The sequence below is a fragment of the Bacillus methanolicus PB1 genome, from assembly GCF_000262755.1.
Lineage (GTDB): Bacteria > Bacillota > Bacilli > Bacillales > Cytobacillaceae > Bacillus_Z > Bacillus_Z methanolicus.
Window position 1 is genome coordinate 71,438 of sequence record NZ_AFEU01000001.1, and the last position, 15,802, is coordinate 87,239.

General features: G+C 38.8%; 11 protein-coding genes. 3 read left to right on the top strand and 8 right to left on the bottom strand.

Annotated elements, in window-relative coordinates; genetic code table 11:
* Window positions 1-102 precede the first annotated feature (102 nt).
* Both PB1_RS18370 and PB1_RS00265 read right to left on the bottom strand, forming a co-directional pair.
* Complete coding sequence (locus PB1_RS18370; RefSeq protein WP_003350013.1) at window positions 103-969, bottom strand: alpha-helical endospore appendage domain-containing protein; 867 nt, start codon at window positions 967-969, stop codon at window positions 103-105.
* Between the two features lie 270 nt (window positions 970-1,239).
* Entirely contained in the window at window positions 1,240-2,682 is a 1,443-nt protein-coding gene (locus tag PB1_RS00265) for a glycosyltransferase (protein ID WP_003350014.1), read from the bottom strand.
* Between the two features lie 151 nt (window positions 2,683-2,833).
* On the opposite strand from PB1_RS00265, the gene PB1_RS00270 reads away from it, so the two are divergent.
* The 3 genes from PB1_RS00270 to PB1_RS00280 all read left to right on the top strand — a co-directional run bounded on the left by PB1_RS00270 (window position 2,834) and on the right by PB1_RS00280 (window position 6,240).
* Window positions 2,834-4,027, top strand: coding sequence for a glycosyltransferase family 2 protein (locus tag PB1_RS00270; protein WP_003350016.1), 1,194 nt, complete (start codon window positions 2,834-2,836; stop codon window positions 4,025-4,027).
* An 87-nt stretch (window positions 4,028-4,114) separates the two neighbouring features.
* Window positions 4,115-4,438 (top strand): alpha-helical endospore appendage domain-containing protein, encoded by a 324-nt coding sequence (locus tag PB1_RS00275; RefSeq protein ID WP_003350018.1) that lies wholly within the window; start codon window positions 4,115-4,117, stop codon window positions 4,436-4,438.
* A gap of 110 nt (window positions 4,439-4,548) precedes the next feature.
* The gene (locus tag PB1_RS00280) at window positions 4,549-6,240 is read left to right on the top strand and encodes a glycosyltransferase (protein ID WP_003350019.1); all 1,692 of its coding nucleotides are present in this window, start codon (window positions 4,549-4,551) and stop codon (window positions 6,238-6,240) included.
* Window positions 6,241-6,318: 78 nt separating this feature from the next.
* On the opposite strand, the gene PB1_RS00285 is transcribed toward PB1_RS00280, so the two are convergent.
* The 6 genes from PB1_RS00285 to PB1_RS00310 form a co-directional block, all read right to left on the bottom strand.
* Window positions 6,319-7,242, bottom strand: a complete 924-nt coding sequence (locus tag PB1_RS00285; RefSeq protein ID WP_003350020.1) for a GDP-mannose 4,6-dehydratase — start codon at window positions 7,240-7,242, stop codon at window positions 6,319-6,321.
* Window positions 7,239-8,204 (bottom strand): GDP-mannose 4,6-dehydratase, encoded by a 966-nt coding sequence (gmd, locus tag PB1_RS00290; RefSeq protein WP_003350021.1) that lies wholly within the window; start codon window positions 8,202-8,204, stop codon window positions 7,239-7,241. Before gmd ends, PB1_RS00285 begins: the two co-directional genes overlap by 4 nt.
* Before the next feature lie 60 nt (window positions 8,205-8,264).
* The gene (locus tag PB1_RS00295) at window positions 8,265-9,392 is read right to left on the bottom strand and encodes a glycosyltransferase (RefSeq protein WP_003350022.1); all 1,128 of its coding nucleotides are present in this window, start codon (window positions 9,390-9,392) and stop codon (window positions 8,265-8,267) included.
* A 51-nt stretch (window positions 9,393-9,443) separates the two neighbouring features.
* Window positions 9,444-10,451, bottom strand: coding sequence for a glycosyltransferase (locus PB1_RS00300; RefSeq protein WP_155816358.1), 1,008 nt, complete (start codon window positions 10,449-10,451; stop codon window positions 9,444-9,446).
* A gap of 34 nt (window positions 10,452-10,485) precedes the next feature.
* The gene (locus PB1_RS00305) at window positions 10,486-11,868 is read right to left on the bottom strand and encodes a sugar phosphate nucleotidyltransferase (RefSeq protein ID WP_003350025.1); all 1,383 of its coding nucleotides are present in this window, start codon (window positions 11,866-11,868) and stop codon (window positions 10,486-10,488) included.
* A 344-nt stretch (window positions 11,869-12,212) separates the two neighbouring features.
* On the bottom strand, window positions 12,213-15,635 hold the full coding sequence (locus PB1_RS00310) for a hypothetical protein (protein ID WP_003350027.1): 3,423 nt from the start codon (window positions 15,633-15,635) through the stop codon (window positions 12,213-12,215).
* Window positions 15,636-15,802 lie beyond the last annotated feature (167 nt).

Here is a 15,802-nt window from a genome sequence, read left to right on the forward strand (position 1 = left end):
GCTGTCTCATAAGGGTCTGACCCTTTGGCTTTGAGACAGCCTCTATGCCAACTTTTTTCAGGCTTATTGACTTAATTTTTTGTAAAGAATCTTCCTAATGCTCTAAGGACAAGTTGTAGAAATCGTCAATGACCATCCACCATTGATTGCCATTCCATGTCCGCCAAATTGGTCAATGGCGTAAAGGCTCCATGTTCCATTCGGGTTTAGACCATTGAAATTGCTTAATGATGCAGGATATGGTGCCGGTCCTGGTGCAGGGGCAGGGAAAGTATTTGAGTTGTCTGTCACGGTCGGCAGGAATGTACCGTTTGGAATCGGTCCGTTTGAAGGAATTTGGGTTGCTGCATTGTCGGAAATCGTAAAGGTAACCGGAGTAGTAGCAGCAGCTCCATTTCCTGGATTTCCTACGATAAGAACACTTGTAACTCCATCCGGAGCGACAACTAAGAGATCAAGATGCCCTGGGCCTGGAGGACCTGAACCTGGGTCGACGAAGTTGTGAATTGTAACTGTCACATCAGTAATAGTACCTTGTAAACCTGAGACGACGATGTTGGATGGATATGGGTTGGTGCCAGGAACAAGATCGATATTTGTGATGGCTTGAGTATTGCTGAACGTAGCTCCCGTTGTCGGAGTACATGCTTCCGGTAATGTTCCGATTAAATCAAGAACATTTTCAAATTTGAACTCCAATAACATTTCCTTTTTGATGACGTCACGAAGGGTTCTTTGAACACTTGCGTCGAGAGTAAGAAGATCGGATAACGAAACTTCTGCCGGAGTAAAGGTAATACCATTTGTCGGTAATGTACCTAAAACGAATTGCAGCTTCTCCGCTTCAGCATTGGTTATGTGAGCTAAAGATAATTCTTCAAGGGCGATGGAAGACAAAAGCAGCGGAATCGATTGTTCTGTAGTTACCGAAATGAGCGGTGTAATATTAGGAATATTCGGGAAAGACAAAATGCATTCTCCTTTCTAGTTTTTTTTTTGAACAAAGGCCTTGCGACCGATTGTTCTCTATATCTTATTCAACAACTTTTTCACAGTCTGTGTGCTTGTCCTAATAGAAACGTTGATTTTTTCTAAATGCTGATTTTAAGAAAATTTTTAACTGATATAAGCTGTCCATCTATCCTATAGTTCTACTAATTTCAAAGAAATAGAAGGGGCTGGCTCAAAACCGGAGGGTCTGACCCCTCCAAGACAACATATAGACCAATAAAAAAATCCTTATCTATTGTCATTGTCGGAAGGCGCCAGACCCTCTTTCGAATAACAAAATCTTAACAAATGCCAAATATTCTCTTGAAAGTCCTTGCTTTGTTCTCCCATATTATTAGCAATATAAGTGATATGCTCAATCGCCTTGTGGTAGTTTTTTTTCATTATATAAACGATTGCTGTGTTATATCTTGCCATAAGCGATAAAGGATATATCGCCAAAATGTTCAAATATGTCTCTAACGCCTCTTCAATAAGATTGTTCTTATATAGTTCTTTCGCATGTTCCAGTTCTAATTCAATAATATCCTCATCGGCTAATTTCGGACTCGGTTCCTTTTGAACTAATTGGTTGATCCTGTCAAATACTTGCTGGGCGGATTTGTTCCAAGTAAGTGAGGATAAAATCTGCCGGCTCGCTTTCTGTCCTTTTTCCTTCACTAAAGTTTGATTCTCAAAGGCAAACCGCATGACCTTCTGCAAATCATTTGTATCAATCGACAGCCACCATGGATAATCGACCGTATCAAGATTACCTACTTTTTTCTCTGATAAAGCCACTTCCTTTGATGGTACAAAGAACGCTGTTTCCTCGCTGCAAAAATCCCTGCAAGATCCTTTATCCGGCACAATCACAGGAATTCCGCAGGCCATCGCCTCGGCAATAGGCAATCCGAATCCTTCTCCTCTGTACGGATGAACGAGGCAATCACACGCTTTATACAATCCCGCCAGCTCTGCCTCGGAAAATTGTTTATCCAAGTATACGATCCTTGGATTTTTTGGATTTGACATTGCTTCAAGAATCATCTTCTCCAACGTTATTCCTTTATAAAAAGATTGAGTTCCCGTGTCTTTTATGAATAAACATACATCATCATCCGCTGTAAACTCATTCAGATAGGCCTGAAGCAGGACATCGATTCCTTTTCGTCCAATGGTTCCCCCGACGAATAAGAAACGAAAAGCGGAAGGTTCCAAATCCATAGCATCAACGTTGGGGTTGAATACGTTTTCACTGACACCGAGCGGGAAAACATAAATTTTGTTTTCCGGAATTCCGGAGCGGACGTAGCATTCTTTCGTGTATGAACTGTTAACCCAGATTTCATCCACCCAATATTTCATAGGGATATACCATTTTCTTGGAATCGCGCCATATTCCCACGGCTGCATACAGACCCATCGGCCCTCTTTTCGGATTGACCAATCGGGCGGCCACTGATGATCAACTGTCAAATCCGGTTTGGTAAAAAGTGAAAATTCGTCTTTATTCCTCTCCGCTTCTGTTGAAAGGCGGGATAATATTTTTTCTGACTCAGGTATCCCTTTTCTAAGATCAATCTGATGATCCTGTTGAAGAATGTTGCAAATATTTCGATTGACGATCGCAAAGCTATGGCCGGCAAACTGAGAACCAATCCAGTTAATTTTTATTGTATCTATATTCAACAGTATCCTCCTAGGGCTTAATTGTAGAGTTTGTTTTTTCCTCACATATTATATTGATGGCTGCGAAATAAGGTTACAAAAAATCACTTTTACCATGTGGAAAAATATATTAAATAAAGACCAATTACGATAAGAAGGAGGAAAAGAAGTTATGAATTTTCGCCGATTGTCGCTTTGTATGATTGTTAAAGATGAAGAGGACTGCATTAACCGCTGCTTGAGCAGTGTAAAGAGTGTTGTAGATGAAATGATTATTGTAGATACGGGATCTTCAGACCGCACCGTTGAAATTTGTGAATCATTCGGCGCTAAAGTGTTCAACTTTCCTTGGAACGAGAGTTTTTCAGACGCCCGTAACTATGGGTTGGAGCGTGCAACCGGGGACTGGATTTTATGGCTAGATGCGGATGAAGAGGTAGACGCTTCTGATGTGTACAGACTGAGAGATATCCTCTATTCTGATGATGATCTTCTGAATGTTCATTTAATTAATTATTATGGTGACCGTCCGGACCCAAACAAAACGTTCGACATTGCCCACACCCGCCTTTTCCAAAATCATAAAGGATTTAAATTCAAGAATAAGATCCATGAAACGCTTAATGTAAATGAAGTTTTTGCTGCATCGGATAAGAGCCCGGAAATCAAGACTGTTCCTATTAAAATCTATCATTATGGGTATTTAGATCCTGTGAATGAAACAAAAAAGAAGTTTGAACGGAATCTCAGCATGCTCGAAAAGGAGCTTGAACAAAAAGATTACAGTCCATGGATCGAATACCATATTGCAAGTGAATATTACCGTGCAAAACAATACACCAAGGCCTTCGATTATGTCAATCGTGCCATAATGGGTTTTTTGAAGCAGCTAAAAACGCCGCCTTCCCTGCTATATCGATTAAAGTATTCAATATTAATCAGCTCAGGCAGCATTGACGGAGCATGGCCCGGTATCGACAGAGCGGTTTCCCTCTATCCGGATTATGTAGATTTACATTTTTACAAAGGTATAATCTTATATGCCAAAGATTCGTTCAAAGAAGCTTTGGAGGTGTTTGAACACTGCCTTGAATTGGGAGAAGAAAATTTACAGCATCTAACCTTAAAAGGAGTTGGCAGCTTTCAAGCATTGTACTATAAAGGGTGCTGCAACGAAAAGCTTGGGCAAATAGAGGAAGCTGCGAAAGCCTATGCACAAGCTGCAAGCCTTTCACAAACATTCGTTTCCCCTGTAGATGCTCTCCGTAAGTTGACGGCAGAACATCCAGACATATTTGGAGACTTGCCGGAAGACTGTGATAATGAAGCATTAATTACCAGGGTATTGTCTAAAGAAATAGTATAACAGGCGCGTCAGCTTGAAAAATAGGAAAGTCACTTGCAAGCCCGGCAAAATATACTAGAAATAAGTCAAAAGAAAGAGGTGAAATTGATGTCTCAAGCGAATATACCTAATATTACCCCGCTTATTTCGGTTACTACTGAGCAGACGATTCCGCTGCTCTTGGCTTCTATTGCCCTTGAGGAACTGGCTTTAGCACATATCATCAATGCTGAAGCAGAAAAGCTTCAATTTGTTCTAGGTTCATTACCAACTTCAACAACATTTACTCCAGCAGATGTTTCTTTATCCGATCTTATTGCTCTTGATGCGAATGTCCAAAGAACTCTTCGTGACGTTATCAAAAAAGAAATGCTGCTTCAATTCAAATTTGAAAACATCCTTGATTTGATCGCGATCACTCCGCTGCCTTAGAAAATCTTATTATTCTAGTATTTCTCTTATGAGGGGGGACTTTTTGTCCCCCCTACTACTGTCCTTCTTTTACTAAGAAAAAGTAAATCTCATCCAGGAGGTGAGAGTGGTTGAATCATAAAGGAGATTTATATCTTCGATTACTTTTCGGTAAGCAGCTTTATCATGCAAATCGATGCGAAGATGCAATCAAACTCTTTCTTACCATTCTTTCAGATTATCCGGATTCTTTGGAAACCCACTATAATACAGCACTTGTTTATATGAAAATGAACGATTATTTAAACGCCATCAAACATCTTCTTTTTATTACGAATATCATGGACGCTGAGTCTGAAAGTTTTCAAGCGGATGTTTGGAGTCTTCTCGGAATTTGTTATTCTCAAAATCAAGATTTTCAAGCGGGCTTAGATGCATTTAAAAAAGCAGCAGCAATCAATCCTTCATTTCGATCTCGAGAAATATTCTATCTTAAGAAGTGTATACAAGGATCAACAATATTATTGCCGGAATTATATCATGAAATAGGGGACTGTTATTTGGAAATGGGCAATGATTTCCAGGCTGAAAAAGCGTATCGAAAAGCCCTTGAATTCGGAAGTGATCAAACGGCTGCAGCAGAAGCCCTCGAACTGGTAAATGAACGCATCAATCGTACAAAGAAACGTATTGAAAGTACGAATTACGAGATTTTGTGGCAAAGTCCGTTATTTGATTCATCAGGGTATGCCGAAGAACAAAAACATTTCTTAGACGGAATCCGGCCATTCCCTTTAAAGGTAAAAATTCACCCCATGGATCGTATGCCGTCACTTGATTTATATCCTTCTGACATGAAAACATATTTGTTAACATTGCAGAAACAACAAATCCAATCACCTTTGATTCATTATCAAGCGGCACCGGCGAGTTTCTTTTCGTTTCCAAATGCACCAATTTCGATCGGGAGAACGATGTTTGAAACAGATTCTTTGCCTGCAACATGGGTAGACATATTGAATGAAATGACTGAGGTTTGGGTTCCATCTGAATTTAATCGAGAAACGTTTGCTTCGGCGGGTGTCAAGCTTGAACGAATGAAAATCATACCTTCACCATTAGATGAGAACAAATATGACCCGCACAAAGTGCTTCCTTACCCGTTAAAAGAAACTGCCTCTTTTAAATTTTTGTCCGTATTTGATTGGAGTATTCGCAAAGGATGGGAAATCCTGCTTCGGGCATATTTTGAGGAATTTAAAGAAGATGAAGATGTTTCCCTCATATTGAAGGTGTCAAAAATTAACGAACCGAATTCAAATCCATATATGAAAATAAAAGAGTTAACAAAAAAGCTAGGTTTAACAAAATTACCGCGAGTTCATATCATTCAAGAAACTTTGTCCCAGGAAGATATGACTCGATTATATGCAGCGGTTGATTGCTTTGTATTGCCTTCCCGGGGTGAAGGGTGGGGACGCCCATATATGGAGGCTATGGCCATGGAACTGCCGACAATCGGTACAAAATGGAGCGGCCAACAAGCATTTATGAACGAAGACAACAGCTATCTAATTAATATTGAGGGGTTGATTCCCGTTGATGCAAACAATATGCCGGCGCATTTTCACGGCCATCAATGGGCTGAACCAAGTGTGGATCATCTCAAAAGCCTGATGAGGCATGTCTACAATCATCCTGAAAAAGCAAAGCAAAAAGGAATAAAAGCAAGGAAAGATTTATTTCCCAGATTTTCCAATATGACGATCGGACAACAAATTTATCAGAGGATGGATGAATTAGTAAAGTATTATTATAAATAATGGAATATTTTGCAAAACAAGAGTGGAGAAATGCATCTCCACTCTTGTTTTTTAACTAAGTTTGAAAACTCCTTCTTTTCACAATTTATATAACCAATTATTGTAAATGTCTCTTAATGTATCCTCAAGTTTTCGTTTAGGTTTCCATCCCGTTAGCTTAATCAATTTCTCAGGATCTCCTACCAATCTTGGGATTTCTGCCGCTCTCATTCTATTCGGATCAACGATTGGTTCAATTTTTTTGTTTGAAAAAGATAATAGAATCTCTAATAGATTCTGAATCGCAACTCCTTCGCCAGTACACACATTATAAACTTCCCCTGCTTTGCCATAACGCCCGATTTCGTAATATGCTTCAACGATATCCCTTACATCTGTAAAATCCCTTACAGTTTGTAAATTACCTATTTTTATTTTATTTTCTTCAACAATTCCTTTATTGATTAGGGCTATTTGGTGTGCAAAATCCGTTGATACGAATCCTAACCTCTGTCCGGGGCCGATATGATTAAAGGGTCTGGCATGTGTTACGTTCAATCCATACGATTTATAATACAATTTCACAAGCATACTTATTGCACATTTGCTTAAGCCATATGGACTTATCGGATGCAATGGAGCTTCTTCCCGGATTTTTCCTGCTCCTTCAGGAACGATTCCATATTCTTCTGAAGATCCTACCGTCATTACCTTAATTTGGTCATCTGCTTGTCTTACTGCTTCTAATAAATGAACGGTTCCGATCACATTTGCCTGAATGAAATCTGCTTTATGTTCCCATGAGTCTTTTACATTGCTTAATCCGGCCAGATGAAAAATATGTGTAGGTTTTATTTTTTTAATCAAATGAAAAGTTTCGGTCTCGGACAATAGATCTAGTTGAAAAATATGGTTATTGCTCCTGCTGTTCCTTGACGTGCCATATACCTCTGCTTTATCCTGCAAAAAGGCTTCAAGATGTTTTCCGACAAATCCTGTTATCCCTGTAATGAGCGCCTTCATTTCATTCCTCTGTACTTTTTCAGATCATGTTCAACCATCATTTTTATTAAATTTTCAAAAGAAACTTCCGGCTCCCAGCCTAATTTTTCTTTTGCTTTTTTCGGGTCGCCTAAAAGCAAATCCACTTCTGCCGGCCTCATGAATTTCGGATCTTGAATGACATAATCCTCCCAATTCAATCCGACATAATCAAAGGCAAGTTCAACAAAACGACGAACCGTATGGGTCTCACCTGTTGCCACAACATAATCATCCGGCTCTTTCTGCTGAAGCATTAGCCACATCGCTTTGACATAGTCCCCTGCAAAGCCCCAGTCCCTTTTTGCATCAAGATTGCCGAGCCGAAGTTCTTTTTGGAGACCGCATTTAATTCTTGCAGCAGCGTCCGTTATTTTACGTGTGACAAATTGAATTCCCCTTCGCGGTGATTCATGATTGAATAATATTCCCGAACATGCAAATAAATCAAAGCTCTCACGATAATTAACTGTAATCCAGTGCGCGAATACTTTAGCAACTCCATAAGGGCTTCGAGGATAAAACGGTGTTTTTTCATTTTGAGGGGTTTCTACAACCTTTCCGAACATTTCTGAGCTTGAAGCTTGGTAAAATCGAGCATCCGGTTTAACATGCCTTATGGCTTCCAACATGTTCAATGCACCAAGACCCGTGACTTCTCCAGTAAAAACAGGCTGCGTCCATGAATCGGCTACAAATGATTGTGCACCAAGGTTATAAACTTCATCCGGCAAAGAGAGTTTAACGGCTTGTATCAATGAAGACAAATCGGATAAGTCACCCGAAATTAATTCAATTTCATTTAATATATGGTTAATATTTTCATAATTTTGCGTGGACGTTCTCCTTTTTAATCCATAAACTTTATATCCTTTTGCAAGAAGAAGTTCCGCCAAATATGAGCCATCCTGACCGGTGATACCTGTTATTAACGCTCTTTTCATGATGCCCTCCCAGTCTTTTTTTCGATCTAAATATCCTTTAAGCTTGAGCAAATCTACCTATTAAACAAATAATCTTGCCTTTATTTGTTCTGCAATCATTTGTGTAGAGAATTTATTTGCTATATCCAGTTTTGCCTGTAAAGCAATTTCCTCTCTTTTTTTATGGTTTTCAAACGCTTCCCGCATGGTTTTCATAACATTTTGTTTCGATACTTTTGCCCATTTATGCCTAAAATAGTGAACCGGCCTCGCCCGCTGCAACTCGGAGTTCACCCATTCCAATTCCGGTTCTGGTTCGATCAGAAAAGCGTTTTTGTCATTCATAAATTCAGTGCCCCCTCCCCAATTAACGGATATGACCGGTTTTCCCATCGCCATCATCTCGATCTGCGGCATTCCCCATCCGCAGGCCCTTTCAGTAGAAACATAACAGCTGCTGCTTGAATATAAAGACAAAAGATCTTTTCGTGGCGTTTTTTCAAGGATGAAATGGATATGGGGATTATTTTCTTTGTCCGGTATATAAGAAGATACCAATTCAGAAACACTTTCTTGACTAATCCCGCCCGGAACGTAAATTTTTACAATGAGGCTGACATCTTCGGCATTTGAAAATTCTTCACAATAGCTTGGAATAAGCAAATCGAGTCCCTTGCGGAAATCAAACGCTAAAGTGTACAAAAACTTAAAGGATTTCACTTCTGAAGGAAATGGATAAGGATCAAATGGCTGAACGTATTGTCCAACATCAATTGGATAATGAATGACATGTACTTTTGAAGGATCGACACCGGATTCCGTAAACGTCCGATAATTAAATTGAGAGGGCACCCAAACCTCGTCCATATCATTGCACATACTTGCCCAATGCAAAGGAATCCGGTCAGTTTCAAATACAGTAATTCCGATTTTTTTTATAAAACCGTCTTTTTTTATACCGACAAAGGTCTCAGGTGTGCTATGAATGATAAGAACAGGGTGATCACCCAGATCCCTTCTTGACAACATAATATTAAGCAGCAAATCGATATCTTCTTCCCCAATTTCTGCATCGATTTGTCCAATATTCAACACGTATAAGGGAAGTTCAATATGCTGCAAAGCTCTTAAAAGGTTCCTAGAAGCATTGCCATATCCCCCAATATCACCAACGGGCCCTACCCACAAAATGCCTGAAGGCTGAACCATATTATCATTCTCCTTTTTAAGATAATCGAAAGTTCCTAGAATGATATTTATTTATCCTTTGTCCAAATATCTTTTCCATTGTTCTTTTATATTTTCTTTTCCAAACAACCGAATTGCTTTCTTCCTTGCGTTCTCACTGATCCCTTTTGCAAATTCGTGGTCGTTCAGCAATTCATTCAAATATATCCTCAGTTCCAAAACATTATCAGAGACGAACCCTTCCTTTCCATTTTCAATGATCTCATGAATCTCGAATGTACGCTGTTCAAAAGACGGATGGTTCCCTTGTGTTTCTCCAACAGAAACAATTGGAATACCTGTCATAAATGCTTCTATGAAACCAAGCGTATAACTCGTCACTCTTGTTCCGGTATAGAAAAAGGCCCGATTTTCTCTCATCTCTTGTTTTATTTGTTCATATGTCAATATACCCGAATTTTCAGGCAACCCCTCATTATCCGGACCGAACAATTTAACCGGATATCCTTTACATGCGTGATGAAATATAGGGTAATTGCATTCTAACCACCTTTGTTTCATCGATTGATTTAAAGCCATAATTTGACGATTATTGCCGACCCATCCATCATACTCTTTAGGATCTTTATAGAATCGGATTACCGCGTCTGCCCCAATATAATTTGGAATCATTTTTTCCCTTGGAGAGTAGCGGACAATTTCCAACCCTTGCTCTCGATAAGGGAGAAGCATTCTCTCAACCTCTGGAACCGATTGGCCGATTGAACGCCAAATCACCCGTTTATGCTTGATCTTTTCCCAATTATCAATGACCAATGAAGGTGTATGCATAATAATGATGATGTCCTTGTCTTCAATCAATTCAGGAGGAAGATTATTTTTTGGAAAGCGGTCAACCAAATCCGCAAAATGGGGATCAAATGACATTTCAGGTATTGGAGGGCGAAGTGAACTGCCTATATGCGGACGGCAATAGGCTCCGTGCGAGAAACATTCATGTCCTAATTCAGTAAATATTTTCAACTCATCATATTCCAATACTTCATGTACCGATAAATATAAAATACGCATGGTTTTCACATCTTTCTCTCTATTTATCACAAAGGTGAAACACTTACTCATTCCCGATTGATTTTTTCATTTCTTCCCATGACATAAAAAGACGAACAATATCATTTTCAACAAGTTGGCTCCCCATCTGAACTTCAATAATTTCAAGATCTTTCAGCGCTTTGATGCCATGTTTTGCGCCAACAGGTATGTTCAATACATCACCGGGTTTTACAATAGACAAGGCTCCGTCCAGCACAAATTCGCCTTCACCGGCTACGACTACCCATACTTCACTGCGTTTATGGTGGTATTGATAGCTGATATTTTTTCCTGCATATACACATAATCGTTTTGTCAATACTTTCGTTCCTTCGGCGGACTCTTTATAATCCAAGACACGGTACCACCCCCAGCGGCGTTCTTCAAACATCGGACGTTGATCGTAATCGTTTACAAACTCTTTGATTAGGTGGCTTTTCGCTTTATCTGTAACTAAAATGCCATCTGGACTTGTTGCTACAACCATATTTGAAGCACCTAATACAATGACGGGAATATCTAATTCGTTTATTAAATGCGTATTGCTGCAATCCTCACTCATTGAGCCGCTGCCGATCATATTGGTTTCCATTTCCTCGGTTAACGTATTCCAAGTCCCCAAGTCTTTCCAGTAGCCGTTATACGGAATAACTTTAATCCGGTCAGCCTTTTCCACGATTTCATAATCGAAGCTAATTTTCGGAAGCCTATCATAATGCTGAATAAGCTCATCAAATCGAGCAGGCAGCCCTTTTTTTTCAAGTTGCTTTATTATATAGCCCAGTTTAAAAGCAAAAACACCGCAGTTCCATAAAGCATGTTGTTTAATTAACCGCTGTGCCTGTTCTTCTGTCGGTTTTTCCTTAAAACTTTTTACTTTTATATATGTTTGCTGCTGCTCGTAGTTTGTTTCATCTTTGTCAGGAATGATATAACCATATTTCGTTGAAGGATAAGTCGGATTTACTCCAATTAATGCGATATCCACATCAGTTTGGCCAATAACATCCTCTAAATCTTTTACCTTATTAAAAAACTGATTTTCCACGAATGGATCGACAGGCATTACGGTGATAACTTCATCTGGATGAGCGCCAATGGTTGAATATAAATACGTTGAGGCTAATGCGATTGCCGGAAAAGTATCTCTTCGCTCCGGCTCAATGATAAGCGGTACTTCAGTTCCCAATTGACTTTGAATGATATCCGCTTGTGCTTTACTAGTCGAAATATATGCATCATCCACTAATTGATTGGCATCTAATTGCCTCCAAATCCTCTGAACCATCGATTCTAACTCTTCGTCTGAACGTGGTAATATCTTTAGAAACTGTTTTGATCTGGATTCATTGGAAAGCGGCCATAATCGTTTCCCCGAACCCCCTGATAACAGAATAAGCTTCATATTCATGCACCTCGATGTGATATTTTATATTGCTCTCTTCGTTCCTCGATTTAATATCATATGAAGGTACAAGGATTGTGAAATGGGTAAAAGCCATAAAGAATGCACTTTTTTCGGGGGTCTGGCCCTCAATGCTGTACCGCGTTAAAGTACTGAGGGCCAGGCCCGCGATACTGTACAGCGTTAAAGTGGTATAGCCAAAAACAGCACAAAACCTGTCCCTTTTTATTGATGGAACAGGTTTTAATCGCCGAGCGTTTTTGATATTGGCTAAATAAGTATTTAGTAGATTTTACATCTAATTTGAGTTAAGAATGAGTAATCTTTTGTTTCCAATAAAGAGGTTATTCCCACCGTTTTAACGTGCTGATAATTTTTTCTTTCATGTTAGTCAGCAAAGTTCTTTCACCTTTTTCTTTTTTCTGTTTATGCCATTCATTATAGCTGGCTGCTGAGATAAGGATAGAGCCTGCAATGAGGAGATAAGCCCACCACGGCAGGTTTCCCCAGTAAGGCCGGGTTTGCAAAAGGACATTCAAAAGCAAGACTCCAGATCCAACGAAGAAATACGATTTTATTTTAAAAAACATGCCAGCAAGGATGGATATAAGTGATAACGAACCTAAAATTAATGCGTCATATACCGTTGAACTTGCCAGGCCGTCTTGAACGAGCAGGATCGAAACGAGAAACAGGACTCCCCATTGGGCATAATTGGTGTATTTTTTGTATTTCCCTTGTAAGCATCTGCGAAGATAAATGACTACGGCTATCCAAGGCAATACAATGACTTCACGCTCCCATAAATCCGGAACGTTGAATTCGTCAACGGCCGAATAATATGGCTGCAATAAATAGGCACCTGCGAGAAAGGCAGGAAGAAAAGCCCAATCTTTGGGAACCCGGTTCCGCTGCAGCCAAAGAGCACCGGATATTAAAAGCCCGGGTAATAATTTGACAAATGCGTGATCGGTTGAAAAATAATAGGCTGAACAAAAAAACAGGAAAGCCGTTAATGTATAACTGTCATACTGAATAATCTTTTGTCCTTCTTTTTCTTCAAATAATTTTTTATAAAAATATGAACCTGTGAAAAGGAGAAATAGCCCAATTCCAAGCAAAATGAGAACTTTGAACATGCTCTCTAAAGCCGTTAATGCCAAAAACTGAACAGTCCCAAAGTATGCCAGCAATATCGGCAAAAAGGCAATTTGATCCCATTTTGCTAAATGAAGAAACACTAAAACAAATGCAGCATAAAAAAGTGTAGCGATAAATAATTCCCATTCATATGGATAGACCGTTATGAAGGCAGAAATTACAATTAATGAAAATGGAATCAGAAAATAAACGGTTCTCTTTTTATATTCATTTTTTGCAATGAACCAGAACATCCCGATCAGGATGCTTGTCATGAAATATGCAACATGTTCGTAATTTCCATCGTAATGATTGTCAACCCATATTGATATTGTGAAAAATAAAGAAGTAAAGGCACCATATAAAAAGATTTTCTTTTTCCACTCTTTGCCGGCAGCTGCAGTACTTACCGCATATACCACTAGCGCAGCAATAAAGCTCCACATGGAATCTTCCCTATATAAGATAAAGGAAATGATTAATGCAATCGGCAAATAACTGTGGCCTGTGACTGCAAATCCGGCGGCAAGCTCAGATTCTTTTTTTCGAAGTGATACGGCAACTGCAAACAAGAAAATGGCACCTGCAGTAAAGAATAAAGAATTCATCAGCGGCGTAAATGTTATTTTTAAATGGAGCGCATAAATAATAGAAAAATACCAGATTAATGATAATAAGCTTACCAAATAGGTTAACAATCTATCTCCAATTTTCTTGAACAAGGCAAAATACATCACAATTCCCGCGAAAAGGATCAGTGGTCTTACCCACAAATCATTGACATGAAACGATAAAGCAGAAATAATCGCAACCGTATGCAGACCTTGTGAAACATAAAATGAATTTCGCACGAGATCTTGCTGTGAAAGCTTCTTCCAAATTATGCAGCTAACCAAAACAATCATGCTTCCAAGAACGAAATTCGTTGAAACGCCAAGGTTATTTTGGTAATAATCCAAGTGCAATCGAAGTTCTTCACCAAATGCTGTAAAAGCAAATCCGAGTGATAGCGGCAAAACCCATGGAGCGGCTTCCAAAAAATCTTTCCGCTGTTCTATTTTTAATAAAATATAGGCGATGATGGATAATGCAAGAAGCATGATCCCTAACTCGAGCCAGTAAAAAATACCGATAGATACCACAATCGCTAAAGACATGACGGCCAGCCCCACGTCCCTTGAGCTTTCCTTAATCACGTCGAGCTGAGGTATTTTCATGAATGTTCCAAAAATAATAAACAGAAGAAAACCTATAAAGAAAACAGGCAAAATAAACGTATCGAAATGAAAAATGAAATCAAGTTTTAACACTGCTTCATAAAAAGCAGCTAAAAGGAAAATCGGGCTTAAATAGTTAAATAATTTGTTTTTATTAACGTTCGCCAAGTACAGAAAATTACCGGCAATGATGAGATAGGCAATCATTAATACAAATGATGGTTCATTCATCCTTAAGAGAATTCCTTCGAAACTGATAAATAGAAATGCAAGGCCGGAAACAACAGCACTTGTGATCTGGAACACTTTTTCCCATGGAAATTTGTCATCGAGAAATTTTGGGACAGCAAGAAATGCCATTCCGGCAAAAGCGTAAAAGATTGCATCGAAAGAAACAAGAATACTATGTTCAATAACTTGATATAATCCGTACACAATCATTGCCGTAAAAACAAAATGAAACTCTTTTTTCTTCGTTACATAGACCATGGATAAATAAATGATTGCCGTTACTATAAGATTAAAACCATAAAAAAGCGGCTGATGATAAAATAAAAGCATGAATAAGGTGGATAAGATAAGATTTACCTGTGAAAAAACAACAAATTCCTTCGTAAACAATGCAAAAAAATCTGATTTATTCAATTTGTGGAATTCAAATATTAAAAGAGCATTAAACAGCATGATACCTAAATAAAAAGCATCTGCATGAAGATTCAATGATGCTAAAAAAAATCCCATTCCAATCGTCGCTGTTATGAAAGTGAACCAGACAAAGAGGCGTGATTTCATTTTTCGCGCAAGAAGGAAATAAACTGGAAGAAGCACCAATGCCCCGAGCGTTCCTAAAACGTGACGGCCTTTTCCATAAAACGATAAATAAGATCCAAGGAGTTCAAACCAGCCCAGAGATAAAATGAAGATCGGTAAAAACAAACTACCCAATACCATGAAAGCAAAAGCGGTCTTTTGAATTTTTATGAAACGATTGGAAACATAAGCAATTGCATAAAAAAGGGCAGAAACAAGTGCAATCAACCCGCTTTTCATCCAATTTTCCATCGTCTCCCAATTACTTGTTGCTACAAATAATCCCCCAATTAAGAGTAAGAGAACACCCAGGTTTAATGACCAGGTTATGTTCCTTTCCCGTATTTCTTCCGGTAAGAGCTTTCTTTTTACCGGAAAAGCCTTTTCTTCAATTACTTCATTTATCTTCGTCAAATCTTTTTCTTGAACCAAATTCTCCTTCTCGAGCTGTTTTTCCCGCAAAAGCAAATCTGAATAATACTGTTGATGAGCTTTCGATACGGCGTCAGACTGGTCAGTTGAAATATACTCCCCCTCTTTAAGCAAGGTTAGTTCATGTTCAAAAATTCGTTTTCGATCTTCCCTCGAAAAAGTATCCACACTCATCCCCCTAACACAATTAGGAAATATTAGTTTTATTTAGATTAATTTTACAACAAAAATCATATTTTCAGAACTTCTTAAATTACAATTCTATAGATGGTAACCTTAGTGGGGAACAAGTATCCTGTTGCTTTAACACTTTAAAGTACTGAGGGCCAGGCCCG

Excerpts from the sequence above, each read along its gene's own strand:
- PB1_RS00270 (WP_003350016.1), top strand. The coding sequence starts at position 2,834 with ATGAATTTTCGCCGATTGTCGCTTTGTATGATTGTTAAAGATGAAGAG.
- PB1_RS00275 (WP_003350018.1), top strand. The coding sequence starts at position 4,115 with ATGTCTCAAGCGAATATACCTAATATTACCCCGCTTATTTCGGTTACT.
- PB1_RS00285 (WP_003350020.1), bottom strand. The coding sequence starts at position 7,242 with ATGAAGGCGCTCATTACAGGGATAACAGGATTTGTCGGAAAACATCTT.
- gmd (WP_003350021.1), bottom strand. The coding sequence starts at position 8,204 with ATGAAAAGAGCGTTAATAACAGGTATCACCGGTCAGGATGGCTCATAT.
- PB1_RS00295 (WP_003350022.1), bottom strand. The coding sequence starts at position 9,392 with ATGGTTCAGCCTTCAGGCATTTTGTGGGTAGGGCCCGTTGGTGATATT.
- PB1_RS00305 (WP_003350025.1), bottom strand. The coding sequence starts at position 11,868 with ATGAAGCTTATTCTGTTATCAGGGGGTTCGGGGAAACGATTATGGCCG.